This window comes from Delftia sp. 60 (genome assembly GCF_002754395.1).
Classification (GTDB): Bacteria; Pseudomonadota; Gammaproteobacteria; order Burkholderiales; family Burkholderiaceae_C; genus Comamonas; species Comamonas acidovorans.
Genome location: NZ_PEFD01000001.1, coordinates 3,414,117 through 3,438,319, shown reverse-complemented (window position 1 = coordinate 3,438,319; position 24,203 = coordinate 3,414,117). Strand labels below are relative to the sequence as shown.

19 protein-coding genes are annotated in these 24,203 nt (G+C 67.7%); 11 read left to right on the top strand and 8 right to left on the bottom strand.

Going from position 1 to position 24,203, the window contains the following annotated elements:
* The first annotated feature begins 88 nt into the window (after positions 1–88).
* The 3 genes from CLV01_RS15535 to CLV01_RS15525 all read left to right on the top strand — a co-directional run bounded on the left by CLV01_RS15535 (position 89) and on the right by CLV01_RS15525 (position 4,236).
* Positions 89–970: a transporter gene (locus CLV01_RS15535; protein ID WP_099733890.1), complete on the top strand. Its 882-nt coding sequence runs from the start codon at positions 89–91 to the stop codon at positions 968–970.
* Positions 971–1,011: 41 nt separating this feature from the next.
* The gene (locus tag CLV01_RS15530; protein ID WP_063326341.1) at positions 1,012–2,520 is read left to right on the top strand and encodes an aldehyde dehydrogenase family protein; all 1,509 of its coding nucleotides are present in this window, start codon (positions 1,012–1,014) and stop codon (positions 2,518–2,520) included.
* A gap of 162 nt (positions 2,521–2,682) precedes the next feature.
* Positions 2,683–4,236: a S41 family peptidase gene (locus tag CLV01_RS15525; protein WP_257221315.1), complete on the top strand. Its 1,554-nt coding sequence runs from the start codon at positions 2,683–2,685 to the stop codon at positions 4,234–4,236.
* 192 nt (positions 4,237–4,428) lie between these two features.
* On the opposite strand, the gene dld is transcribed toward CLV01_RS15525, so the two are convergent.
* The 4 genes from dld to lldP form a co-directional block, all read right to left on the bottom strand.
* Positions 4,429–6,183, bottom strand: coding sequence for a D-lactate dehydrogenase (gene dld / locus CLV01_RS15515; protein ID WP_099733892.1), 1,755 nt, complete (start codon positions 6,181–6,183; stop codon positions 4,429–4,431).
* Positions 6,180–7,319 (bottom strand): FMN-dependent L-lactate dehydrogenase LldD, encoded by a 1,140-nt coding sequence (gene lldD / locus CLV01_RS15510; protein ID WP_012205184.1) that lies wholly within the window; start codon positions 7,317–7,319, stop codon positions 6,180–6,182. The genes dld and lldD overlap by 4 nt, the downstream gene beginning before the upstream one ends.
* A 10-nt stretch (positions 7,320–7,329) precedes the next feature.
* Positions 7,330–8,136 (bottom strand): transcriptional regulator LldR, encoded by an 807-nt coding sequence (gene lldR, locus CLV01_RS15505; protein WP_063326343.1) that lies wholly within the window; start codon positions 8,134–8,136, stop codon positions 7,330–7,332.
* A 185-nt stretch (positions 8,137–8,321) separates the two neighbouring features.
* The gene (gene lldP / locus CLV01_RS15500) at positions 8,322–10,004 is read right to left on the bottom strand and encodes an L-lactate permease (protein ID WP_063326344.1); all 1,683 of its coding nucleotides are present in this window, start codon (positions 10,002–10,004) and stop codon (positions 8,322–8,324) included.
* A gap of 583 nt (positions 10,005–10,587) precedes the next feature.
* On the opposite strand from lldP, the gene CLV01_RS15495 reads away from it, so the two are divergent.
* Genes CLV01_RS15495 through CLV01_RS15485 form a run of 3 tightly spaced genes read left to right on the top strand, consistent with a single transcriptional unit; the run spans position 10,588 to position 13,872 of the window.
* Positions 10,588–11,472: a putative selenate ABC transporter substrate-binding protein gene (locus CLV01_RS15495; protein WP_043820849.1), complete on the top strand. Its 885-nt coding sequence runs from the start codon at positions 10,588–10,590 to the stop codon at positions 11,470–11,472.
* Between the two features lie 19 nt (positions 11,473–11,491).
* The gene (locus CLV01_RS15490; RefSeq protein ID WP_099733893.1) at positions 11,492–12,316 is read left to right on the top strand and encodes a phosphonate ABC transporter ATP-binding protein; all 825 of its coding nucleotides are present in this window, start codon (positions 11,492–11,494) and stop codon (positions 12,314–12,316) included.
* On the top strand, positions 12,307–13,872 hold the full coding sequence (locus CLV01_RS15485) for a PhnE/PtxC family ABC transporter permease (protein ID WP_099733894.1): 1,566 nt from the start codon (positions 12,307–12,309) through the stop codon (positions 13,870–13,872). Before CLV01_RS15490 ends, CLV01_RS15485 begins: the two co-directional genes overlap by 10 nt.
* Here the strand turns inward: CLV01_RS15485 and CLV01_RS15480 are convergent.
* Complete coding sequence (locus CLV01_RS15480; protein WP_099733895.1) at positions 13,869–14,792, bottom strand: LysR family transcriptional regulator; 924 nt, start codon at positions 14,790–14,792, stop codon at positions 13,869–13,871. The two genes, CLV01_RS15485 and CLV01_RS15480, sit on opposite strands and share 4 nt — an antisense overlap.
* Positions 14,793–14,937: 145 nt before the next feature.
* Between CLV01_RS15480 and CLV01_RS15475 the strand changes: the two genes are divergently transcribed.
* The 4 genes from CLV01_RS15475 to CLV01_RS15460 all read left to right on the top strand — a co-directional run bounded on the left by CLV01_RS15475 (position 14,938) and on the right by CLV01_RS15460 (position 18,525).
* Entirely contained in the window at positions 14,938–15,885 is a 948-nt protein-coding gene (locus tag CLV01_RS15475) for a DMT family transporter (RefSeq protein WP_099733896.1), read from the top strand.
* A gap of 211 nt (positions 15,886–16,096) precedes the next feature.
* Positions 16,097–16,705 (top strand): peptidoglycan recognition protein family protein, encoded by a 609-nt coding sequence (locus CLV01_RS15470; protein ID WP_013802750.1) that lies wholly within the window; start codon positions 16,097–16,099, stop codon positions 16,703–16,705.
* Positions 16,706–16,708: 3 nt separating this feature from the next.
* Entirely contained in the window at positions 16,709–17,176 is a 468-nt protein-coding gene (locus CLV01_RS15465) for a hypothetical protein (protein ID WP_099733897.1), read from the top strand.
* A gap of 116 nt (positions 17,177–17,292) precedes the next feature.
* A complete protein-coding gene (locus tag CLV01_RS15460; protein ID WP_099733898.1) occupies positions 17,293–18,525 on the top strand; it encodes a hypothetical protein in 1,233 nt (410 codons plus the stop codon).
* Between the two features lie 58 nt (positions 18,526–18,583).
* On the opposite strand, the gene CLV01_RS15455 is transcribed toward CLV01_RS15460, so the two are convergent.
* Positions 18,584–19,087: a flavodoxin family protein gene (locus tag CLV01_RS15455; protein ID WP_013802753.1), complete on the bottom strand. Its 504-nt coding sequence runs from the start codon at positions 19,085–19,087 to the stop codon at positions 18,584–18,586.
* Between the two features lie 55 nt (positions 19,088–19,142).
* Positions 19,143–20,114: a LysR family transcriptional regulator gene (locus CLV01_RS15450; RefSeq protein ID WP_099733899.1), complete on the bottom strand. Its 972-nt coding sequence runs from the start codon at positions 20,112–20,114 to the stop codon at positions 19,143–19,145.
* 99 nt (positions 20,115–20,213) lie between these two features.
* Between CLV01_RS15450 and CLV01_RS15445 the strand changes: the two genes are divergently transcribed.
* Complete coding sequence (locus tag CLV01_RS15445; RefSeq protein ID WP_099733900.1) at positions 20,214–21,755, top strand: MFS transporter; 1,542 nt, start codon at positions 20,214–20,216, stop codon at positions 21,753–21,755.
* A gap of 24 nt (positions 21,756–21,779) precedes the next feature.
* Here the strand turns inward: CLV01_RS15445 and CLV01_RS15440 are convergent, their stop codons facing one another.
* The gene (locus tag CLV01_RS15440) at positions 21,780–24,113 is read right to left on the bottom strand and encodes a TonB-dependent receptor (RefSeq protein ID WP_257221314.1); all 2,334 of its coding nucleotides are present in this window, start codon (positions 24,111–24,113) and stop codon (positions 21,780–21,782) included.
* Positions 24,114–24,203 lie beyond the last annotated feature (90 nt).

The window sequence follows — 24,203 nt, the reverse complement described above, 5'->3', positions numbered from 1 at the left end:
AACCCCCACAGGCACCTCCCCGGCCCTGCTGTCCTGCAGCAGGCCTGGGCAGGGCTTTGCCTGAAAACACCGGACCGGACTCTTCGCCATGCCATCCAAGCCCTTTACCCGCTCATCCCTGGCCCTGGCAGCCATGGCCGCATGCGCCACCTTCAATGCCCACGCCGTCGATATCGATGCAGGCGACTACACCGCCCTGCCGCCCGGCACCACGCTGGGCATGGTCTATTACCAGCACGCCACGCGCGACAGCCTCTATGCCAATGGCGACCAGGCGCCCATACGGCCGAGGCTGACCTCGGACATCGGCATAGCGCGCGGCGTGCACTTCATGAAGCTGGGCGACTATGTGATCGACCCGCAGTTCCTGCTGCCCTTCGGGCGCCTGTCGGCCTCGCGCGATATCGCGGCCATGGGCAGCAATACCGGCGTGGGCGACCTGATGCTGGCCGCCACCCTGTGGCTGACAAAGCCCGGCGACAAGGAGCACTTCGGCATCACCCCCTTTGTCTGGCTGCCCACGGGTCAGTACAACCGCAACGACCCGCTGAGCCTGGGCGAGAACCGCTGGAAGGCCGCCCTGCAGGCCGGCTGGATCAAGCCGCTGGGCAAGAGCGTGACCATGGACCTGGCGGCCGATGTCACCGTCTTCGGCAAGAACGACGACTTCGGCGCCCACAGCGCCACGCTCAAGCAAAAGGCGCAGTTCCAGTTCCAGGGCCTGCTGCGCTACCACCTGTCGGAGACCTCGGACCTGCGCCTGGGCCTGTCGCACCTGACGGGCGGCGAGACCCAGGTCAACGGCGTGTCGCAAAGCGACCGCCAGTCCACCACCAAGGTCTCTTTCGGCGGCGCGGTGTTTGTCGCGCCCAAGACGCAGCTGCTGGCCACCGTGGGCCGCGACCTGCATGTGCGCCAGGGCTTCAAGGAGAACGCCCGCATCAACCTGCGCCTGCTGCAGGTTTTCTGAATCCACACCCCTATCCCCTGTCCACCACCAAGGAGCACACCATGAACCTCAGCGACATCCAGCACCAGATCACCGAACGCGCCAGCGCCTTCCTCAACCGGGGCACGCATGACCTCTTCATCGACGGCCAATGGGTGGCGGCCCAGACCGGCCAGCGCCTGTCCACCGTCAACCCGGCCACCGAGGCCGTGATCGCCGAAGTCGCCAGCGCCGGCCCGGCCGACGTGGACCTGGCCGTGCGCGCCGCGCACCGCGCGCTGCACCTGGGCCCCTGGGGCCGCATGCGCCCCGTGGAGCGCGAGCGCCTGATGCTGCGCCTGGCCGACCTCATGGAGACCCATGCCCAGGCCCTGGCCGAGGTCGAATCGCTGGACAACGGCAAGTCCGCCGCCATTGCGCGCGCCGTGGACATCGCCATGGCCATCGACTCCATCCGCTACATGGCCGGCTGGGCCACCAAGATCGAGGGCATGACGCACGAGCACTCCGTGCCCTTCGCGCCCGAGGCCCAGATGTTCACCTACACCCGGCGCGAGCCCGTGGGCGTGGTCGCCGCCGTCGTGCCCTGGAACTTCCCCCTGCTCATGGCCACCTGGAAGCTGGCGCCCGCGCTGGCCGCAGGCTGCACCCTGGTGCTCAAGCCCGCCGAGCAGACGCCGCTGACCGCGCTGATGCTGGCCGAGCTGATCCAGGAAGCGGGCTTTCCGTCCGGCGTGTTCAACGTGGTCACGGGCGACGGCCCTGGCACCGGCGCGCCCCTGGTCTCGCACCCGCTGGTCAACAAGGTCAGCTTCACGGGATCGACCGAAGTGGGCAAGCTCATCGGCCATGCCTGCATGGACAACATGACGCGCATCACGCTGGAGCTGGGCGGCAAGTCCCCCGTCATCGTGCTGGACGACTGCGACCCCGCCACGGCTGCGGCGGGCGCGGCCAATGCCATCTTCTTCAACCACGGCCAGGTCTGCTGCGCGGGCTCGCGCCTGTACGTGCACAAGAGCATGTTCGACCGCGTGGTGGCCGACGTGGCCGACCAGGCCGCCCAGCTCACACTGGGCCATGGCCTGGACCCCAGCGCGCAGATGGGCCCGCTGGTCTCGCAGGAGCAGATGGAGCGCGTCTGCAGCTACATCGACATAGGCCGCAGCCAGGGTGCCGAGGTGGTGACGGGCGGCGCCCGCGCAGGCCAGCGCGGCTACTTCGTCCAGCCCACGGTGATGACCGGCGTGCAGCACGACCACCGCGTCGCCCGCGAGGAAATCTTCGGCCCCGTGCTCGTGGCCATGCCCTATGACGACCTCGACGAAGTCGCCGCCTGGGCCAACGACACGCCCTACGGCCTGGGCGCCAGCATCTGGTCCAACAACCTGTCCAAGGTCCACCGGCTGATCCCCAAGATCCAGTCCGGCACGGTCTGGGTCAACTGCCACAGCACCCTGGACCCGGGCATGCCCTTCGGCGGCTACAAGCAGTCCGGCATGGGCCGCGACATGGGCCGCACGGCGCTGGATGCCTATCTGGAGACCAAGTCGGTGTTCATCAATCTGTGAGGGCTGCTGCCGGCCTGCAGCTTTTGTGCAGGCCGGCAGCGGGGGCTTGTCGGAAAGCTCGGATTCAGATCATTCCGATATCTTTTCACTGCGCACCCCTGCACACTTCCCCGCTTTCCACGCCATGCCGCCTGCAGTGCGGCACAGAAAGAGAGGGAGACCATGGATCGTCGATGGATCGCAGGGCTGTCATGGCTCTTCATCGCCTGGACCTGCCAGGCGCAGGACGGGGGCAAGGCCGACAGGCCCACGCCCGAACAGGCCCGCCAGGAGGCAGCGCGCTGGAGCCACACCGCCGTGGCCGACATCCAGCGAATGCACCAGATGATCCGGGAGGCACATCCCGCCGTTCTCGACCCTGGCGCAAGTGCTTTCCACCAGTGGTTCAGCGAGGGATACGACCAGGCCATGGCGCTGGCTGGGCGCGCAGCCACGGAGCAGCAGGCCTTTGCCGCGCTGCGCTTCTACACCACCGGATACCGGGACGGCCATCTGGCCATATGGCGCAACCACCATGCCGCCACGCCTGTGCGCACGACCTGGGCAGGCTGGGCCGTGCAGCGCCAGGCAGGCCGCTACCGCGTCTCGGGCCGCGCTGCGCAATGGCCGATCGATACGCCGCAGGTGGGGGAGCAGGTACTGTCGTGCGACGGCATCCCCATCGACGATCTGCTCACCGACAAAGTGGCGCCCTTCGTGAACCGGCTCGTGCACCTGGAGGGAACGAAGTCCGATCTGGCATGGCACCTGACCCGCGAATCGCCCAGCGCCCCGCTGTGGGAGCCGCTCAGGGTGCGTCAATGCACGACCCGCTCCGCTGCAGGCGAAATCCGGAGTTTCAACCTGGCATGGCGGCCGCTGGACGACAAGGACGCCCGTGCCCTGGCGCGGCCCCGGGCACCGCGCCAGGGGATCAAGGAAGTGCGACCGGGAGTGCAGTGGGTCCAAGCGTCCAACTTCATGCCATCGTCCGAGAAGGCCATGGCCGCCTTCGAGAAAATGCTGGAGGGCATCCGGCAGGCAGGAGATGCGCAGGCCGTGGTGCTCGATGTGCGCGGCAATGGCGGGGGCAACTCCCTGCTCGGCTACCGCATCCTGATGGCCCTGCTGACAGATGCCATCACGGCAGGCGCCACGCAGCACTCCCAAGCCAGGGCTTACTGGCGTGTCTCCGCCATAGCCCTGGAGGCGTTCGAAAAGCGCAGGACACAGCTCCTGCGCACGGAAGGCGCCGGCAGCCTGGTCTACCAGTTCACACAGCAGATGGCCTCGCTGATGGGCGATGCCGCATCGCGCGGGGAAGATTTTGTCGAGCAGCCGCAGGTCGATGAAACGCACAAGGAGTTGCAGCAAGACACCGCCGCCGCACGCGCAAACCCCTTCAAGGGCAAGCTGGTGCTGGTCACGGATGTCCAATGCCAGAGCGCCTGCCTGGATTTCGTGAGTGCGGCGCTGCAGATTCCAGGCATCGTGCACGTGGGCAGCATGACCGGCACGGACACGCAGTACACCGACGTAGCCGACAAGGCACTTTCGCCCACAGTGACGTTCCGCGTCCCCCTCAAGGTCTGGAAGAACCACGGACGCCAGGACAAGGAGGGCAAGCCCTACCTGCCGCAGTTCGTCTTCGACGGCGACCTTGCCGACACCGCCGCCGTGCAGGCCTGGGTGCTGGACAGCATCCTGCCCACGGCAGGAAACATCCAGCTGGATTGAACAGAGGCAGGCTTTGAGGAGATCGGATGATGCGAAGCAGGTCCCATGACGACGTCATGGCCGAGCTGTACCGCAGCGATCCGGTCATGGCCGTCGAGACCGTCAACGCCATCCTGGCCGATGGCGACCCGGCAGAGCTGCGGATCGTGATGCGCCAGTTGGCCCTGGCGTACCCTCCCGCACAGCTTCCCCCTACTCAGAATACCCCTTGGGCCATCCCCCTGGCCGGTCGCAGCATTCCTCCCAACCCAGCTTGCGCGAGGTGTGGCCTATGCCGGGGTTGAAGGTATTGGTGGGATCCAGTTCGCGGTAGAAGCCCGCCAGGGCAGGCTTGGCCACGTACAGGTGGCCCACGTTGTGCTCGGCCGGGTACTCGGCGCGGCGCGCGTCCAGCAGTTCCCACATGCGGTGCTCCATGGCCAGCGGGTCCACGCCCTTCTTGACGATGTAGTCCTGATGGAAGACATGGCAGAAGAAGTGGCCGTAGTAGAGCTTGTGGACCATGTCGCGCTCGACCTCGGCAGGCAGCTGCTCCACCCATTCGCGGTCGTTGCGGCGCAGGGCGACATCGAGGGCGACGATGTCCTCCACCTGGGCGCGGTGCACCTCGCGGTAGCGGATGGCCGCGCCCGCGATGGCGAAGCGGTGCAGGAAGGCCTTGCGCCCCTCGTCGGCATCGCACTCGAACCAGCCGCCCGTGGTGCTGCCGCTGAAGTGCCGCGTGAGGAATTCACGCGTGGCCTCGGCCGTGTCGTTGGACACGCGCACCAGCAGGTGGTGCTCGTAGCGGTCGCGCCACTGGCGCATGCGCACGGGCAGGTGGCTGGGCAGCAGGTTGGTCAGCGCCTGGATCACGCGGTCGGTGACGCCGCGCAGGCCGAAGCGCTCGAAGAAGCCGTCCACGCGGCTCTTGAGGGCGAAGGCGGCCGGCACCCTGGCCGTGCCGAAGCGGTCGATCAGCAGGAAGGTGTCCTTGCCGTATTTCTCGCCGATGTCGTAGGCCGTGCGGTGGATGTACTCGCCCGCGATCGGCAGGCGCGGCAGCGCGGTCAGCAGCTCGCGGCGCACGGCCGTGAGGTCGTCGGGCGCATTGCTGCCTATATAGAAGACGGTGCTGGGCTCCTTGGGAAAGGTGTCCAGCCGCACGGCGAACAGGCACAGCTTGCCGGCCGATCCCGAGGCCTCGAACAGGCGCGAGGGGTCGGCGTTGAAGCGCGCGGGCGTGTCCTCGTCCACGGCGCGCACGGCCTCGGCGTAGCGCGGGTCGGAGGCGGCGCGCTGCGCATCATGGGCGATGTCGGACTCGGTGTAGTCGCCGTTTTGCAGCCGCGTGAGGATTTCCTCGGGCGTGCGGCCCAGGGCGATGCCCAGGTGGTTGACGAGTTCCAGCGAGCCGTCGTCGCAGACGCGCGCGTACAGCGCCAGCTCGGTGTAGGCCGGGCCGCGCCGCACCAGGGCACCGCCCGAGTTGTTGCAGATGCCGCCCAGCACCGAGGCGCCGATGCACGACGAGCCGATCACCGAATGCGGCTCGCGCCCCAGCGGTGCCAGCGCCTGCTCCAGCCGGTCCAGCGTGGCGCCGGGCAGGCAGACCACCTGGGCGCCGCCGCCAATGACCTGCACGCCGGTGATGCGCAAGGTGTTGATGAGCACGATCTCGCGGTCGTAGTCCGCGCCGTCGGGCGTGGAGCCGCCCGTCAGGCCCGTGTTGGCGGCCTGCATGATGACGATGCGCCCGGCCGCCACGGCGGCCTGCACCACCTTCCACTGCTCCAGCAGCGTCGCGGGCCGCACCACGGCCAGCACCGGGCCCTCGCCCGTGCGGTGGCCCTTGCGGAAGCGGCGCGTGGCCTGGTCGTCGGTGAGCACATGGGCGGCGCCCACGGCTTCGCGCAACTGCAGCAGCAGGGCCTCGCGGGAGACGACCGGAGTCTGCAGCGCGCTCATGGCTGGCGCACCAGCAGGTCGCCGGTGATGTCGGATACCTTGCTCACGCTGGTCAGCGTCATGGCCACGCGCATTTCCTTTTCCAATAGTTCCAGCAGGTGCTTGACGCCCGCCTCGCCGGAGGTGGCCAGGGCGTAGATGAAGGCGCGGCCGATCATGGCGCAGTCGGCGCCCAGGGCGATGGCGCGCACCACGTCCAGGCCGTTGCGGATGCCCGAGTCGGCCAGGATCTTGATCTGGCCCTTGACCGCATCGGCAATGGCCGGCAGCGCGCGGGCCGAGGACAGCACGCCGTCGAGCTGGCGGCCGCCATGGTTGGAGACGATGATGCCGTCGGCGCCAAAGCGCACGGCGTCCTTGGCGTCCTCGGGGTCCAGGATGCCCTTGATGACCATGGGCCCCTTCCAGAAGGCGCGTATCCATTCGAGATCCTTCCAGGAGATGGAGGGATCGAAGTTGGCGCCCAGCCAGCCGATGTAGTCGGCCAGGCCCGTGGGGCTGCCCCGGTAGGCCGAGATGTTGCCCAGGTCATGCGGGCGGCCCAGCAGGCCCACGTCCATGGACCAGGCCGGGTGCGTCACCGACTGCCAGTAGCGGCGCATGGCGGCATTCGGGCCGCTCATGCCCGAATGCGCATCGCGGTAGCGCGCGCCGGGCACGGGCATGTCCACGGTGAAGACCAGGGTGGAGCAGCCGGCCGCCTGGGCACGCTCCAGCGCGTTCTGCATGAAGCCCCGGTCCTTGAGCACGTAGAGCTGGAACCACATGGGGCGCTTGATCTTGGGCGCCACCTCTTCGATGGGGCAGACCGAGACCGTGGACATGGTGAACGGAATGCCATGGGCGTCGGCCGCGCGCGCGGCCTGCACTTCGCCGCGGCGGCGGTACATGCCCGTCAGGCCCACGGGCGACAGCGCCACGGGAATGGACAGCTTCTCGCCGAACAGCTCGATGCTGGTGTCCAGCCGGCTCATGTCCTTGAGCACGCGCTGGCGCAGCGCCACGGCGGCCAGGTCTTCCACATTGCGGCGCAGCGTCTGCTCGGCATAGGCGCCGCCGTCGATGTAGTGGAACAGGAAAGGCGGCAGGCGCTTTTGCGCCGCCGCACGGTAGTCGGAGGTGGAGGAGATGATCATGATGGGTGTCTCATGTCTTTCGTATCAGGTCTGAAGTGGGCAGCAGCGCAGGCGCGGCGTCCAGAGGCAGCCGCATGGAGCGCTCGCGCCGCGCGCGGTCCTCGTCCAGGCGCTGGATGGTGGTGCGCACATGCTCCAGGTGCTCGCCGATGCATTCGCGGGCGCGCTGCGGGTCGCCGTCCAGGATGGCCTGCATCAGGCTCTGGTGCTGCACGGTCAGCTCCTGCAGGGTCTGGGGCGCGCTCAGGCGGAACATGTCGTGGCGGTTGCGCTCCACCGTGGACAGCACCACGGTGAACAGGCTGTGCATGACCTGCACCAGCACCAGGTTGTGCGAGGCCTCGGCAATGGCCAGGTGGAACTGCGCATCGGCGCGCGCCGCCAGTTCGGCGTGACCGCTTTGCTGGTGCTGGATCATCACCTCGAAGCAGCGCTGGATATGGTCCTTGTCGCGCTCCGTGGCGCGCTGCGCGGCCAGCCAGGCCGTGCTGGTCTCCAGCGCATGGCGGGTTTCCAGCACGTCGTAGCGGTAGTGGGAGTCGGACTCCATCAGGCCGGCCAGCGGCCGCATGGCGTCCTTGAGCCAGTCCGCAGGCTCGGCAGCCGGCGCCGGCTCCTGCAGGTAGGTGCCATCGCCGCGCCGCGCCGCCAGCACGCCCTGGCTGGTGAGTTTCTGTATGGCCTCGCGCACCGAGGTGCGCGAGACACCCAGCTCGGCCGCCAGTTGCCGTTCCGCGGGCAGCCGCTGTCCGGGCTGCACTCCGCTGGCCTGCACCAGGGCAAGCAATTTCTCGACAACTTGATCGGCAACGCGCATGGGGATTCTCAGAATTGGTTTTCAGTGATTCACGGCGCTATGCGCCAGCCTCATCGCATGAAACCCGCACTGCCCAAGCCAGGGACACCGAGCAAGGGCCGCCCCGCCGCGAGGGTGTCGTCCCCCTCCCCCGCGAAGCGGGTAGAGAGGGGGAAGGCGCGCAGCGACTCAGGGGGTGTTTCATGTCAATACCCAGGAATCATCCACGTAAACACATAGGCTTGCAGCGTCGTGATCACCCCGATGATCACGGCGAACATCAGGCTGTGCTTGACCGTGAAGCGGAACAGGTCCGACTCGCGGCCTGCCAGGCCCACGGCCGCGCAGGCAATGGCGATGGACTGGGGCGAGATCATCTTGCCCGTCACGCCGCCCGTGGTGTTGGCCGCCACTGTGAGCACCTGGGGCAAGCCCAGCTGCTGCGCCGTGGTGGCCTGCAGCGCGGCGAACAGCGCGTTGGCCGAGGTGTCCGAGCCCGTGAGGAACACGCCGATCCAGCCCAGGAAGGGCGAGAAGAACGTGAACGCCTGGCCCGTGTGCGCCAGCGCCAGGGCCAGCGTGGCCGACAGGCCCGAGTAGTTGGCCACGAAGGCGAAGGCCAGCACCATGCCGATGGAGTAGATCGGCACGGCCAGTTCCCTGAAGGTCTCGCCCAGCGTGGCCACGGCCTTGGCGGGCGACAGCCGCGTGAAGGTGATGGTGATCAGCGCCGCGATCAGGATGGCCGTGCCGGTGGCCAGCAGCCAGTTGAAGGTGTAGACCGCGCCGTAGGGCGCAGCGGCGGCCACGACGGGCGGCGTCTTCTCCACCAGGTTGTGCAGGAAGGGCACGGGGATGTTGATGACGGTGGAGGCCAGCGGGCCGCCTGCGGCGAACAGCGCCTTGAAGGGCTTGATGCTCCAGATCGTCACCATGGCCGTGAGGATGATGAAGGGCGACCAGGCCTTGATGACGGCGCCTGCTGTCAGCGGTGCACCGGAGGTGATGGCCGGTGCTGCAACTGCCGCAGCCTTGCCGCCCTCGCCTTCCGTGTCGAAACGGAAGATGCGCTTGGGCTGCCAGACCTTGAGGAACAGCGTCAGCGCCACCAGCGAGACGATGGCCGAGGTGATGTCCGGCAGCTCGGGGCCGATGAAGTTGGCCGTGAGGAACTGCACCACGGCGAAGGAGCCGCCGCCCACCAGCACGGCAGGCCAGGTTTCCTTGACGCCGCGCCAGCCGTCCATGATGGCCATCAGCCAGAACAGCACCAGCACCGTCATGAAGGGCAGCTGGCGGCCGGCCATCTGGCCGATGGCGAATGCATCCACGCCCGAAACCTGCCCCGCCACGATGATGGGAATGCCCATGGCGCCGAAGGCCACGGGCGCCGTGTTGGCGATCAGGCACAGCCCGGCCGCGTACAGCGGCTTGAAGCCCAGGCCCACCAGCAGCGCGGCCGTGATGGCCACGGGCGCGCCGAAGCCGGCCGCGCCCTCCAGGAAGGCGCCGAAGCAAAAGCCCACCAGGATGAGCTGCAGCCGCTGGTCGGGCGTGACCGACAGGATGGACGAGCGGATCACGTCGAACTGCCCCGTCTTGACCGAAATCTTGTAGAGGAACACGGCCGCCACGATGATCCAGGCAATGGGCCACAGGCCGTAGAAGAAGCCGTACACGGCCGAGGCCAGTGCCGCGCTCACGGGCATCTTGTAGAACAGCAGCGCCACGCCCAGCGCCAGCGCCACGGTGACGGTGCCGGCCTGGTAGCCCTTGAGACGGAACCTGGTCAGCGCCAGGAAGAAAAAGATGATGGGAATCAGCGCGATCAGCGCCGAGATCCAGATGTTCCCGGCGGGATCGTAGTTCTGCTGCCAGATGGTTTGCATGACCGTGTCTCTAGATGATGGGGAGGGCGCGGTAAGCGCCCCTTGTCGGCCACTCCCTCTCGTCGCAGCGTTGGCATGCGGTGCGATCCGCACAGGATGTCTGCTGGCTGGCCGCAACGGTGACCGGGAGTGTTCCCCGCGCTGGCGCCTTGTGGGCCATTGGCAAATTGGTCCAACCAATTAAACCAAAATTCAGACCATTGCGCGAAGTGGTGCGATTCTCAGAGCTTTCAAGTGGGCAGATGAACAGGGTAAACACCTAAAAGAGTGCAGATAATGCACCATCATGTTTATTGGTCATACCAATTATGGATGTTTTGGTGCAACGCATGTTCAAGTCTTCGGTCAGGCAAGGCCCCAGGCGGTGCACAAACGCAGCGCACGCGGGAAAAAGATCGGCGGCAGCGCTGTGCCCGCAGGTCCGGTGCTCATGCCTGACGTCCCCAACGGAAAAGACCGCTCCCTACAATGCAGCCTCAGCGGTCGGTGTACCGCCCTTGTACCTTCGGCGCCCGGTCATCCCGGGCGCCCATTAAACCGCCGTGTATCCGGACGGCGGTGGCTGATTGAACGGAGCTCATCCATGAACCACATTCCTGCGCGCCGCTCGGCGCTGCGCCAGGCGGCTGCCTGCGTGCTGGCCGCCTCCACCCTGTCCAGCCTGCCTGCGCTGGCCGCCGAACCCGCCGTGCTGCGCGTCTCGGCCATCCCGGATGAAGCTCCCACCGAGCTGCAGCGCAAGTTCGAGCCGCTGGGCAAGTACCTTTCGGCCCAGACCGGCATGAAGGTGGTGTTCACGCCCGTGACCGACTACGCCGCCGTGGTCGAGTCGCTGGCCACGCGCAAGCTGGACCTGGCCTGGCTGGGCGGCTTCACCTTCGTGCAGGCCAAGATCCGCACCAACGGCACGGCCATCCCCATCGTGCAGCGCGAGGAAGACGCCAAGTTCACCTCCAAGTTCATCACGGCCAACCCCGCCATCAAGACCCTGGCCGACCTCAAGGGCAAGAGCTTCGCCTTTGGCGCGCCCTCGTCCACCTCGGGCAGCCTGATGCCGCGCTTTTTCCTGCAGCAGGACGGCATCAACCCCGAGAAGGACTTCAAGACCGTGGCCTTCTCCGGCGCGCATGACGCCACCGTGGCCTTCGTGGCCGCAGGCAAGGCCGAGGCCGGTGTGCTCAACGCATCGGTCTGGGACAAGCTGGTGGAGAGCAAAAAGGTCGATACCAGCAAGGTGCGCGTGTTCGCCACCACCCCGCCCTACTTCGACTACAACTGGACCGTGCGCGGCGACCTGGACCCGGCCCTGGTCAAGAAGCTGACGGACGCCTTCCTGGCGCTGGACCCGGCCAAGCCCGAGCACAAGGCCATCCTGGAGCTGCAGCGCGCCGCGCGCTTCGTGCCCACCCAGGCCTCGAACTACGAAGGCATCGAGGCTGCCGCCAAGTCGGCCGGCCTGCTCAAGTAAGCCGCAGCAGGCGCAATCCATGAGCTTTGAACTGCAAGGCGTGGGCCTGACCCACGCCGGCGGCGGCATTGCGCTGCGCGGCGTGACGCTGGCCGCACGCCAGGGCGAGGCCATTGCGCTGATCGGCCCCTCGGGCGCGGGCAAGACCACGCTGCTGTCCGTCATCGGCACGGCGCTGGCGCCCAGCCAGGGCCGGCGCAGCGTGCTGGGCGACGAGGTGCCTGCGTCCAGCGCGGGGGCTCCCCGGCTGCTGCGCGCGCGCATCGGTACGGTGCACCAGGCGCCGCCCATACCGCCGCGCCAGCGCGTGGTCACGGCCGTGCTGGCCGGGCGGCTGGGCCGGTGGCCGGCCTGGAAGGCGCTGGCCTCGCTGATCTACCCCCAGGACATTGCCGGCGCGCGCGAGGCCCTGGCCCGCGTGCAGCTGGCAGACAAGCTGTTCGCGCGCTGCGACCAGCTCTCTGGCGGGCAGCTGCAGCGCGTGGGCATTGCCCGCGTGCTCTACCAGCAGGCCGAGCTGATCCTGGCCGACGAGCCCGTGGCCGCGCTGGACCCGGCCCTGGCCCTGTCCACCGTGCAACTGCTGGTGCACGAAGCGGCCGCGCGCGGCGCCACCCTGGTCGCCAGCCTGCATGCCGTGGACCTGGCGCTGGCCTGCTTTGCGCGCATCGTGGGCATACGCGATGGCGCCATCGCCTTCGACCTGCCGGTGGCTGAAGTCACGCAAGAACATCTGCGTGCGCTGTATGGGTCCGAGCATCCTGGCGATGACCCCTCCCGCCCTGCGTGGACACCCGCGCCCGCCGCCTTTGCCGCACCGCTGTCCGCATCCGCATGCCGTTGAGTTCCGATCTGCACGCGCTGCGTGACCCCGCCGCACCCCGCCGCCTCGGCGCACTGGTGCTGGCCGCCGTCGTGCTGTGGCCGCTGTTCCAGGGCGCGGGCTTCAGCCTGGGCGCGCTGTTCGATCCCGGCAACCTGCAGGTCATCGGCCGCTTTCTGGCCACGTTTCTTCCGCCCGAGACCGGGCGCGACTTCCTCGGCTACCTGGGCCGCGCCACGCTGGAGACCCTGGCCATTGCCACGGCCGGCATGGCCCTGGCCTTTGTGCTGGCCGTGCCGCTGGCCTACCTCGTCACGGGCGCCGCGCGCGAGCGGCGGGCGCTCAACCCCGTCACGCGCGGCCTGCTCACCATCCTGCGCGGCGTGCCCGAGCTGGTCTGGGCCCTGGTCTTCGTGCGCGTCTTCGGCCTGGGGCCGGCCGCTGGCGTGCTGGCCCTGGGCCTGACCTATGGCGGCATGCTGGCCAAGGTCTATGCGGAAATCCTGGAATCGGCCGACCCCGCGCCCGCACGCGCCCTGGCGCAGGCCGGCGCGCGCCGGCCGCTGGCCATGCTCTACGGCCTGCTGCCCCAGGCAGCGCGCGAGCTGACCTCGTACACCGTCTACCGCTGGGAGTGCGCCATACGCGCCTCGGTGGTCATGGGCTTTGTGGGCGCGGGCGGCCTGGGCCAGCTCATGGACCAGGCCATGAAGATGCTCAACGGCGGCGAGGCCTCCACCATCTTGCTGACCTTCATGCTGCTGGTCTGGGGCGCCGACCTGCTCTCGCGCGGCCTGCGCCGCGCGCTGGACACGCCACCCGCCGCACGCGCCAGCGCCTGGGGCTGGCGCAGCGCCCTCGCCTGCGCCGCCCTGGCGCTGGGCGTGGCCGCCAGCTTTGCCATGCTGGAGATGGACCTGCCCTCGCTGTTCACCGGCGCGGCGGGCCGGTCCATGCTGGAATTCGTCATCAGCTTCTTCCCGCCCGACACCAGCGCCGAATGGCTGCGCAAGGTGGCCGTGGGCGTGTGGGAGACGCTGGCCATCTCCGTGGTCGGCACCTTGCTGGCGGCCGTGCTGGGCCTGCTGCTGGCGTTGCCGCGCTGGCGCGCTCCCTGGAGCCTGGTGCTCAACGTGCTGCGCTCCGTGCCCGAGCTGGTCTGGGCCACCATCACCGCCCTGGCCGTGGGCCTGGGCCCGTTCGCAGGCGCGCTGGCGCTGGCGCTGCACACGGCGGGCGTGCTGGGGCGCCTCTATGCCGAGGCCCTGCAGAACCAGCCCACCGCCCCCACCCAAGCGCTGCGCCTGTCCGGCAGCGGCCGCGCCATGGCCTTCCTCTACGCGACGCTGCCCGGTGCCGCGCCTCAATTGCTGGCCTACACGCTGTACCGCTGGGAGATGAACATCCGCATGGCCGCCATCCTGGGCTTCGTGGGCGCGGGCGGGCTGGGGCAGTTGCTGTACTTCGAGCTGTCGCTGTTCCACTACGCCCAGGCCAGCACCGTCATCATCGCCATGCTGGCGCTGTCCGTGGCCGTGGACTGGGCCAGCGCGGCGCTGCGCAGGCGCATGGGTTAGACCGAGGCACCCTCGCCTTCCATCTCGACCAGGTAGTCGATCAGCGCCCGCAGCTTCAGCGGCACATGGCGCGTGGGCGCATAGACCGCATGCACCACGCGCGGCGCGTACTTGCCGCACAGCGCCCAGCCCGGCAGCACGGGCGCCAGCTGCCCGGCCTGCAGCGCCGCCTGCGCGGCAAAGTCGGCCACCACGCCAATGCCCGGCCCCTGCTGCAGCGCGTGGATGATGCCCAGGCTGCTGGCAATGGTAATGGGCGTATTCACCAGCAGACGCGTGGCGGGCGCGGCCGCAGGGTGGAGCGGGCGCAACTCCACCTCGTTCTGGAACTGCCCGTAGCCCAGGCTGATGAAGGGATGCGCCAGAAGTTGCCCGGGCTCCGTGATCTGCGCATGCCGCGCCAGATAGCCGGGCGTGGCCACCAGCACATAGCGGATGGTCTTGAGCGGCCGCGCCACCAGCCCCGGCGCGATCTGGCCCGGCACGCTGATGCGCAGGCCCAGGTCCAGCCCCTCGGCCACCAGGTCCACCATGCGGTCCGTCATGTCCACCTGCACCTGTACCTCGGGCCAGCGCGCGCAAAAGCCCGGCAGCAGTGGCGACAGCCAGATATCGCCCAGCACGGCCGGCGCGCTGATCTTCAGCAGCCCGCGCGGCTGCTGGCGCAGCTGGCCGGCCAGCGCCTGCACGGCCTGGGCATCCTCCACCAGCCGCAGGCAGGCCTGGTGGATCTCCGCCCCCGCCTCGGTCAGCGACAGCGAGCGCGTGGTGCGCTGCAGCAGCCGCAGCCCGAAGTGCGCCTCCAGCCGCCCCACGCTGCGGCTCACGGCCGAGGTCGTCAGCCCCAGCTGCCGGGCCGCGCCCGCAAAGCTCTGGTGCTCCACCACACGGGCGAAGACCAGCATTTCATCCAGGGGCATGGCGGTATCGGGCAAGGCGCTACTCCGGTCTTTGTTGTATGACAGGCAATATTAATTTGAATGACTGGCGGATTGTTGATTGATTGCAAGGTCCGCAAGATACGGCCATGCGCTCCATACCGAAGCGCGCCCAGGAATCGACACCATGTCCCACAGCCCCAGCCTCACCTCTGCAACCTCACCCACACGGCCCCGAACCAGCCAGGGCGGCACCTGGCGCATGCTGCTGGCCATGGCGCTGTCGGGCACCATCGGCCTGCTCGTCGTGGAAAGCGCGCTGCCGCCGCTGCTGGTCGTATTCGCCCGCTGCGTGCTGGGCGCACTGGGCCTGGGCCTGTGGCTGGCCTGGCGGCGCGAATGGGTCGCCCCTCAAGGCCGTGAATGGCTGTGGCTGGCCGGGGGCGGCATCGCCCTGGTATTGAACTGGGTCGCCCTCTTCAGCGCCTACCACTACAGCTCCATCGCCGTGGCCACCGTGGTCTACCACGTGCAGCCCTTCATGCTGCTGGCTCTGTCGGCGCTGCAGGGCGAGCCCGTCGAACGCCGCAAGCTGCCCTGGCTGCTGCTGGCCCTGCTGGGCGTGGCACTGAGCAGCGGCCTGGTCGGACTGGATGGCATGGATGCATCGCATGCTGGAACAGGCGCCTGGATAGGCGTGGCCCTGGCCCTGCTGGCCGCCGCACTCTACGCAGGCACCACGGTCGCCACGCGCCGCCTAGGCCACATGCCCTCGGCCCAGATCGCCATGCTGCAGATGCTGGCGGGCGGACTGGTGCTGAGCCTGTGGGCCCTGCCCCTGCTCACCCATATCGCCGCAGCCAGCCCTCAGTTGCTGTCAGCGCGGGCCGCCTCCATGGTGCTGACCCTGGGACTGGTCCATACGGCCTTCATGTACACGGTGATGTATGCCGCATTCCAGCGGCTGCCGGCGCCCGCCATTGCGGCACTGTCCTTCGTCTACCCCGCCATGGCCTTGCTGGTGGACCTGGCCTGGTTTGGCGCTGTTCCGTCGGCGGCGCAGTGGGCGGGAATGGGCTTCATCCTCGTCGCAGTCGTGGGCCATCGCGCAGGCATTGCATTGCGCCGCCATTGAGCCCCTGTGAATTCCGGAGATTTCTGGAATTCATACATCCTTCATGAACTCCATCCAATTGTTTCAAGATATTTCCAATAAAGAGGCGCACAGTACATTTCGAATTATTTTTCCCCTTTCCGCCCGTATGCTCTCCCGGCTTTCCGCCATTCGCATTCATTCAGCCGGAATACAGAGGGAGAAATAATTGGCCACTATCGAAAAAGGATTGATGGTAGACAAAAGCGTCGAAGTCAAGACCTATCCGTCCATAGAGCACGGCGCCTTGCTGTCCGTCACATCCATCGTGCTACACCGCACTGACTCGTCCACGGCCGCCAGCGTGCTCAATGCCTACAAGAGCGGCCAGAAGACGGGGGCGCACTTTCTGATCGAGAAGGACGGGAAGATCTACCAGACGGCCAGTCTGGAAAAGATCTGCTGGCATGTGGGAATTCTTCAGCCGCGCTGCGTCAACGAGAGCACCTGCGATCCCACGGAACTCAAGAACATCAATGCCCTGCTGCACCAAAAGGGCCTGAGCTTCAGCAAGCGGGCCAAGAATGTGTCATCGCACGAGAACACAAAGGCCTATCCGTTGCGTTATCCGGCCAACAGCGACTCTGTGGGCATCGAGGTGGTGGGCCGTTTTCTGCCGTCGACCAAGGATTACGAGGCGCCCACCCAATCGCAGCTGTTCCAGACCAAATGGCTGACCCAGCAATTGGTGGACCACTACAAGCTCAAGCTTCTGTCCGATGTCTACTCCCACGGCGCCATTGCCCGCAAGGAAGCGACCGAAGGCGCCCAATTGCTGCGCTACATCTTCACGGGAGCCTGAGCCATGCCATCCAGCCAGCTTTTCAACAATCCCTCTCGCAGCCTGCGCATTGCCGCCTGGGCTGCCGTGATGCTGTGCCTGCATGCACCGGTGCAGGCCTCATCTACTTCCACATCCACGCCCACGCACAAACACGCGGCCAAGGCGGCACCCATTTCCGTCATCGGCCCGGTCACCCGTTCCGTAGGCTCGGGCGAGACCATGGGATGCGAGAAAGTCAGCCTGGACGCCGCCGACGTGGCCCGCTATTTCGCGACGGCAAAGCAAGTCTCGGCTGGCAGCTTCCATGAGGAATCCATCATCCTGCCCTGCAGTTTCAGCGGACGGCTGCTGCGTTCGGGCAAAGTCTATGAATGGAACATCAACGCCGCCGGTGCCGGCTACCTGCGCAGTGAAGATGGTGAACAGGACCTGCGCTACCTGTGCCGCAAGGCCTGCGAGAAGGCATTGCCGCAGTTGACGGGGCTTTGACCTGTTGTTCAGACATTTTCTACAAAGGCGTCTAATCACTCCGATTGAGTGATGCCCCATCCTCCTGTCAAACACAGCGGATACGATGGCGCCTCCCAAAATATTCCCAACAGACCATGGAACGACTGATTTCCCAAGGAATGCATGCCTTCAGCCAGGGCGACCACGCGCGCATGCATGCGCTATGGGCCGGCACCACGGTTTTCAGCCATCTGGACAACGAAGCGATTGCCAGCCTCTTGACCAGCATTCAGGCCACTGCCGAATCAGGCCAGGGTAGCGAATGGTCATGGCTGATGCTGTGCCTGGTGTATCTCGATTCCAGTGACCAATTCACCGAGGACCGCAGTGCGGCATTGCGCCAAGTCGGCGAATGGGCGCAGCGCGCACTGGCAATGTCACCAGGCAATGCCTATGGACACCGCTATTTGGGCAGTGCCCACTATTGGCTGGACGAACCCGAGCCCGCGCTGGCGGCCTACCGCAAGTCTCATGCCTTGCAGCCCCAGGTGGACTTGCAAGCCCGCATTTTCGAGATGGAGCATGCCGTGCCCTGGCGCAGCATCTTTTCCTATCCCGAGTTGGCTGATAGCCCGGCGGCACCCGACTACTACACGGCCGGCGTGACCGTGGGCAAGTGGAAGCGCCCCGACACGGATGCAGCGGCCCTGCAGGAAATCGAGCGCCTGCAGACCACACTCTACGAACGCTGTCTGGAGCGCTTCGCCAGCGCCGGCACGCCGGCAAACGGCCAGGAGGCCGCGCCCGCCGCGCTGGACATCCACACCTATGCCATGTGCTGCAACAATCTGGGCGTGCTGTACAACGCGCAGGAACAGTACGAGCAGGCGGCCGCCGTCCTCGAAGCCGGGCTGCAGCAGACCTGTTTCCAGGCCCTGCTGGAAAACCTGCGCCATGCCTATCGGCAACTGGGTAACCGCAAGCAAGCCACCGACCTGTCACTGCTGCTGATGGAGGACTACGCGCTTGACACCGGCCTGTATCTGGACTGCGCGCAGACCGCATGCGCCTATCTCAACGAGACCAGCCACCACCAGGACGTCCTCGACATCGTGGCCGAAGCCGAGCGCCTCTATGCGCAGCTTCCGCCGCAGCAACAGCAAGCGCAATGGGAAGTTCGCAGCATGAGCTTCGTTCATGCGCACAAGGTCACCGCCCTCAGGGCCCTGGGCCAGCTCAAGGCCTCGCACCTTCAGCCTGAACTGGTCGAGATCGCCCTGCGCCACGATCCGGACAATGCCCAGCTGCTCGGCATACGCGCTCACATGCAGGGAGCCCGTCAGCAGGTGGGTGGAAAAGGCGGATTCTGGTCGCGCCTGTTCGGCTGAACAACGCCGGGCGACCGGGCCACCAAGAAATGTAGGCCGCCCAAGATGCTGGCAACCCTCAAAAGACCCCCAGCGCCAGCCCGGCCCCCATCGCCTCCCCCAACGCCCGGCACTGCTCCAGCTCAGCTGCGGCAATCCGCTTGGGCGCCAGGATGGCTTCGGTGGTCTGGGCGTGGGTGCAGATGATCAGGGGCTCGGCCACGGGCTTGAGGCGCCAGCCGGTGGCGATGCGGGCGATCTGGCGGGCGGCGTTCTGGCCGTCGCTGCCCGCGCAGATGAGGCTGGCATAGGGCCGGCCATTGAGGTGGTCCAGCGCCGCGTAGTAGCTGCGGTCGAAGAAGTCCTTGAGCTGCCCGCTGATGGCGGCCAGATTTTCCGGGGTGGCGAAGAGGTAGCCGTCGGCGGACAGCACATCGTCGGGGCCGGCCTCGGAGGCGTGCAGCAGGCGCACCTGCACGCCCTGGCCTTCGGCCGCTGCGCCGTCGCGCGCGGCCTCGGCCATCTGGCGGGTGCCGCCAGTCATGGAGTGGTAGACGATCAGCAGGGTCTTGCTTGCGTTCATGCCGCGAGCATAGACCGATGGTGGGAGAACCGGGCTACTCCCGCCACGGTGCGGATCAGGTAACCCCCCTGCCGGCCCCATCCGTCAGCGATGCCACGGAAGGCCTGATCCATTGCGGATCATCGAGCTGCCTTTGAATGCAGTCGCGCAACCATTGATGCGCGGGATCCGCCTGATGGCGCGGATGCCAGGCCATGCGCATGGGCTGCACCTGCACGTCGATGGGCAGGGCAAACACCACCAGCCCCAGCGATGCGGCCATGCCATGCGCCGTGCGTGTCGGCACGCAGGCCACCAGGTCGGTGCGGGAGGCCGCAATCAGGGCCGAGAACGAACTGGGCACCAGCAGCGCCAGTTGCCGCTGCAGGCCCAGCGCCTCCAGGGCAACGTCCACAGGCGAGCTTTCACCCGGGCGCTGGGTGATGCCGACGTGGCGCGCGGCGGCGAACTGCGCGGCGCTCGGCCGTTGCGACTTTCTGGTGGACTTCAACAGGGGATGGCCGGCGCGAACGACGCCCACCAAGGTCTGCTCCGATATCACCAGGCTCTCGGTTTCCGGGTCCATGCTGCGAAAGCTGCCCACATCCAGGTCGATGCGGCCTTCGCGCAGGGCCCCCGGGTCGGCATGGGTTTCGGGCAGGAACTGCAGGCTGGCCAGCGGCATTTCCGCCTCCAGCGCACGCGACAGGCTGGCACCGAAGACGACGGCAATGCCTTCGGGCGCCCGCACCACGAAGCGGCGGCGCAGGCCCGCCAGTCCTCCCGCATCGACAGGGTCCTGCAGCGCCCGCGCCTGGGCCAGCAGCGCGCGCACCGGCTCCGCCAGGGCCAGGGCGCGCGGCGTGGGCACCAGGCTGCGGCCCGCACGCACCAGGATGGGATCGCCAAACGCCTCCCTGATGCGTGCCAGCGTATGGCTCATGGCGGGAGTGCTCAGGTGCATGCGCCCGGCCGCCTGCGTCACGCTGCCCGTGCTGAGCAAGGCATCCAGTGCAATCAGCAGGTTGAGGTCGTATGTGTTCGCCATGCGAAATCATACGTTCAATACATTGCACTGTACAAAACCCAAACCGCTCCCGACACTGGCGGCCGTTGCCTCAACCCAAGCCCTCGCCGCTGCACGCCCATGACGCCCATGCCCACAACCTCGCTGACTTCCCCGCCCGGTCGGCGGAACCTGCCCCGGCTTTGCTTCGCAATGCTCGTGCTGACGCTCGTCCTCGCTGCCCTGGACCAGACCATTCTTTCGACCGCCCTGCCCGTGATGGCCCGAGAACTGCCGGGCCATTGGCCGCTGGCCTGGGTGTTCTCGGCCTATCTGCTGGCGGCCACCGTGGTGATTGCGCTGTACGGGCGGCTGGCCGATGTGCTGGGCAGAAAGCCCATGCTGCTGCTGGCCATCGGCCTGTTCCTGGCCGGCTCCCTGGCCTGTGGCGCAAGCCATGACCTGCAGCAGCTGGTGTTGGCGCGTGCCCTGCAGGGCGCGGGCGGCGGCGGACTCATGACGCTGACGATGCTGACCCTTGCCGACCTGTTTGCGCCTGAACAACGGGCCCGCTACCAGGGCCTGTTGGGCGCCGCCTATGGCGTATCGACCATGATCGGCCCGCTGCTGGGCGGGGCGCTGGTGGAGCATCTGTCCTGGCACTGGGCGTTCTGGCTGAACGTGCCGCTCGCAGGGCTGGCCTGGGGGGTGCTGGCATGGGCGCTGCCCGCCAGGGCGGCTGCGCCGGAGGCCGCCACCGAACCCCTGCCCCGCCAGCGCATCGACTGGCTGGGTGCCGTTTTGCTGGCCGCAGCCCTGGTCAGCCTGCTGCTGGCCACCCAGCACAGCCATCTGAATCTGCCCGAGAAGCTGTCGCTTTGGGTGCTGCTGGCCCTGGGCGCCAAGTTCGCCCTGGCATTCTTCGTGCGCCAGCGCCGCGCCACCCATCCGCTGCTGCCCCTGTCGCTGTTTGCCCACCCGGCCTACGCAGCGGTCAGTTTCCTGGCCCTGTCCACGGGCGTTGCGCTGTATGCGGCCGTTGTCTTCCTTCCGCAGTATCTGCAGATTGGCCTGCACCTGTCGCCTACCGGCTCCGCCTGGCACCTGGCGCCACTGATGGCCGGCATCACCGCAGGGGCCATTGGCAGCGGCCGGCGCCTGCGCGCCCAGACGCCAGCCGCGTCGCTCGCCCGGGTGGCCTGCGTGCTGATGCTGCTGTCGTTCGGGCTGATCACCGCGGCCTTGCACTGGCTGCCGCAGGCACCGCTGGCCCTGTCCGCAGGACTGCTGCCGCTGGGCCTGGGACTGGGGCTGATGTTTCCCATCATCACCGTAGTGGCGCAGCGTGTGTCGCCGGCCCGGCACCTGGGCATTGCCACGGCGGCACCCGTCATGCTGCGCAGCCTGGGCGGCGCCGCCGGCGTAGCCTTGCTGGCAGCCCTGCTCACCCATTTGATGAAACAGGAGCTGGCTGCGGCCAGCCCCCTGGGGGCACACGCCGATGCCGTCACCGCCGCGCTGGGCCACGGGCTGCAGGCCATCTTCGGCTGCGCGGCGCTGGCGGTTCTGGCGGCGTTGGCTGCCTGCCGATGGCTGCCGGCACGCAAAGCCGCAGCGCGTGACGGCCAGGGAGCCCCTGCGGCGCAGAGCGCCGCCATTCGTTCGGCTACGGAAGGCGCCTAGGCCGCCAGGTGCCTCAGAAATGCCTCAGAAATCCACCGAAGCCGATACCACGAAGGTGCGCGGAATCATCGGCGAGACGGCGCCCCAGGACGTGACGCCGGCCCAGGCCTTGCGGTCGGCCACGTTCTGCACCGTGGCGCGCAGCGTGGTCTTGCGACCTGCGATGCGGGTGGCGTAGCGCAGGCCCAGGTCGGTGCGTGTCCAGCCCGGGATGCGCAGGCGGTTGGCCTGGTCCACGAACTGGGCGCCGGTGTAGGCCAGGTCGCCGACCAGGGTCAGGCCCTCAAGGGCGGGCACATCCCATTCCACGCCCAGGTTGGCCAGCAGGCGCGAGGTGCCGATGGGCCGGTTGCCCACCAGCGCAGGCGTGGCCGAGCGCGTGATCTCGGGCTTGAGCCAGGTCACGCCACCGAGCAGGCGCAGGCCGCGCGCGGCCTCGCCGTAGGCATACAGCTCCATGCCCAGGTTGCGCTGCTCGCCGTTGGTCTTGTAGACGCCCTGGTCCAGGCCGCCGCTGGGTTTTTCAATGCTGAACAGGGCGGCCGTGGCCATGAAGCTGCCGAAGTCGTACTTGCTGCCCACTTCGTACTGGCGGCTCTTGTAGGGGCGCAGCACCTCGCCGTAGTTGCTGGCCGCGGGCGGCGCGATGTCGCCCTTGCTCAGGCCTTCGATGTAGTTGGCGTAGAGGCTCCAGTTGGGCGCCTGGCGCCAGACCACGCCCACGGCGGGCGTGGTCACGCTCTCGTCGTAGACATTGGCGGTGCCGCCCGTGAGCACGTTGTAGTTGGTGGATTTGATGGCCTGGTGGCGCAGGCCCAGCGACAGTTGCAGCCGGTCCTGCAGCAGCGAGAGCGTGTCCACCAGGGCCAGGCTGGTGTTGCGGTTGTCATGAATGCGCGGAATGGCCGAAGGCCGCGCAATGCTTTGCGGCGCGTGGGCAATGGGCGCATAGATGTTGGACACCACGGTGGAGCCCGCCTGCAGCGCGCGGTGAAAATCCTCGCGGTAGCTGGCCAGCTGCAGCGTGACCGAATGCTTGACACCGGCCAGCGCAAAGCGCGAGCGCAGGCCCGCGTCGATGGTGCTGCGGTCCACGTCGAACACCGCGTAGGTGGGCGTGATGCTGGTGGCGCCCGCCGCACTGGTCAGGCGCGGGGCCGAGTCGTAGATGCGGTCCACATCGGCGCGCGACTGGCCGATGTTGGCGAACAGCGTGAGCTGCTGCGTGAGGTCCAGTTCGGTGCGCAGCAGCACGGCGCGCTCGCGGTTCTTGGACCATTCCCAGGGCTGGGTCACGTTGCGCCGGCCATCCGGCGCAGCAGGCATGGAGGTGAGCCCCGTGGGCATGATGGGCCGGCCCACGCCGTCGATGCGCTCGTCCTGCGAGAGCAGGTCCAGCGTGGCACGGAAGCGCTCCACCTCGTAGTCCAGCGCCACGGCCAGCACATGGCCGTCGGTGCTTTGATGGTCCATGGACGTATCGCCGCCGTACTTGCTGGCGTTGACGCGGATGCCGTACTGGGCCTCGTCGCCAAAGCGCCGGCCCACGTCGGCGTGGGCGCGCCAGAGGCTGTCCGAAGTCCAGCCCGTGGTCAGCCGCGCCACGTCTTCATTGGCGCGCTTGGGAGCGATGTTGATCACCCCGCCCACGGAGCCGTTGGGCGACATGCCGAACAGCAGCGCGCCGGGCCCCTTGACCACCTCGATGCGGTCCACGTACTCGGTGCGCACGCGGTAGTTGGGGGCAATGCCGTAGATGCCGTCAAAGGCGATCTCGCCCGAGTTGCCCTCCCAGATCGGAAAGCCCCGGATATAGAGGTTGTCCACGTTGCCGCCCGGCAGCACGGTGTAGCGCACGGAAGGGTCGCGGTTCACCGCCTCGGCAATGGTGCCGGCCTGCTGGTTGCGCACGGCCTCGGACGTGTAGCTGGTGGTGCTGAACGGCGCCTGCATGTTGCCGGTATTGCCCAGCACGCCCAGGCGCACGCCCTTGGCCACCTGCCCGCCGGCGTAGGGCGCGGGCAGCAGGCTCACATACTGGTCGCCGGCCGTGACGGTGATCTCGGACAGGCGGTGCGCGTTCTCCGGCGCGTTGGCGGCAGTGGGAAGCAGGGTCAGCGTACCGCCCTCGATGCGCCCCTGCAGGCCGCTGCCCTGCAGCAATGCCGCCAGGCCCTGGCGCACATCGTGGCTGCCGTTGAGCGCCGGGGCCTGCCGGCCCTGCACCAGTTCGGAGGAGTAGGTGAGCTGCAGCCCCGCCTGGCGCGCAAACTGGCTCAGCGCCTGGGCCAGCGGCTGGGCCGGCACGTCGAAGGACACTGATTGCGCGGCGGCCAACTGCAGTTGCAGGCCCAGCACCAGGCCTGCACATGCATGAAAAACCGCTGTGCGGCGGAGGCGGAGGCGGAATCGGGAGGACTTGGGAGCGGACATAAGGACTTTCTGGAA

What these genes read in the sequence shown, in the direction of transcription:
- CLV01_RS15530 (WP_063326341.1), top strand. Translation starts at nt 1,012, where the DNA reads ATGAACCTCAGCGACATCCAGCACCAGATCACCGAACGCGCCAGCGCC.
- CLV01_RS15455 (WP_013802753.1), bottom strand. Translation starts at nt 19,087, where the DNA reads ATGAACGCAAGCAAGACCCTGCTGATCGTCTACCACTCCATGACTGGC.
- CLV01_RS15475 (WP_099733896.1), top strand. Translation starts at nt 14,938, where the DNA reads ATGTCCCACAGCCCCAGCCTCACCTCTGCAACCTCACCCACACGGCCC.
- CLV01_RS15535 (WP_099733890.1), top strand. Translation starts at nt 89, where the DNA reads ATGCCATCCAAGCCCTTTACCCGCTCATCCCTGGCCCTGGCAGCCATG.
- CLV01_RS15480 (WP_099733895.1), bottom strand. Translation starts at nt 14,792, where the DNA reads ATGCCCCTGGATGAAATGCTGGTCTTCGCCCGTGTGGTGGAGCACCAG.
- CLV01_RS15450 (WP_099733899.1), bottom strand. Translation starts at nt 20,114, where the DNA reads ATGGCGAACACATACGACCTCAACCTGCTGATTGCACTGGATGCCTTG.
- CLV01_RS15465 (WP_099733897.1), top strand. Translation starts at nt 16,709, where the DNA reads ATGCCATCCAGCCAGCTTTTCAACAATCCCTCTCGCAGCCTGCGCATT.
- lldD (WP_012205184.1), bottom strand. Translation starts at nt 7,319, where the DNA reads ATGATCATCTCCTCCACCTCCGACTACCGTGCGGCGGCGCAAAAGCGC.
- CLV01_RS15495 (WP_043820849.1), top strand. Translation starts at nt 10,588, where the DNA reads ATGAACCACATTCCTGCGCGCCGCTCGGCGCTGCGCCAGGCGGCTGCC.
- CLV01_RS15490 (WP_099733893.1), top strand. Translation starts at nt 11,492, where the DNA reads ATGAGCTTTGAACTGCAAGGCGTGGGCCTGACCCACGCCGGCGGCGGC.
- dld (WP_099733892.1), bottom strand. Translation starts at nt 6,183, where the DNA reads ATGAGCGCGCTGCAGACTCCGGTCGTCTCCCGCGAGGCCCTGCTGCTG.
- lldP (WP_063326344.1), bottom strand. Translation starts at nt 10,004, where the DNA reads ATGCAAACCATCTGGCAGCAGAACTACGATCCCGCCGGGAACATCTGG.
- CLV01_RS15470 (WP_013802750.1), top strand. Translation starts at nt 16,097, where the DNA reads ATGGTAGACAAAAGCGTCGAAGTCAAGACCTATCCGTCCATAGAGCAC.
- CLV01_RS15445 (WP_099733900.1), top strand. Translation starts at nt 20,214, where the DNA reads ATGACGCCCATGCCCACAACCTCGCTGACTTCCCCGCCCGGTCGGCGG.
- CLV01_RS15485 (WP_099733894.1), top strand. Translation starts at nt 12,307, where the DNA reads ATGCCGTTGAGTTCCGATCTGCACGCGCTGCGTGACCCCGCCGCACCC.
- lldR (WP_063326343.1), bottom strand. Translation starts at nt 8,136, where the DNA reads ATGCGCGTTGCCGATCAAGTTGTCGAGAAATTGCTTGCCCTGGTGCAG.
- CLV01_RS15460 (WP_099733898.1), top strand. Translation starts at nt 17,293, where the DNA reads ATGGAACGACTGATTTCCCAAGGAATGCATGCCTTCAGCCAGGGCGAC.
- CLV01_RS15525 (WP_257221315.1), top strand. Translation starts at nt 2,683, where the DNA reads ATGGATCGTCGATGGATCGCAGGGCTGTCATGGCTCTTCATCGCCTGG.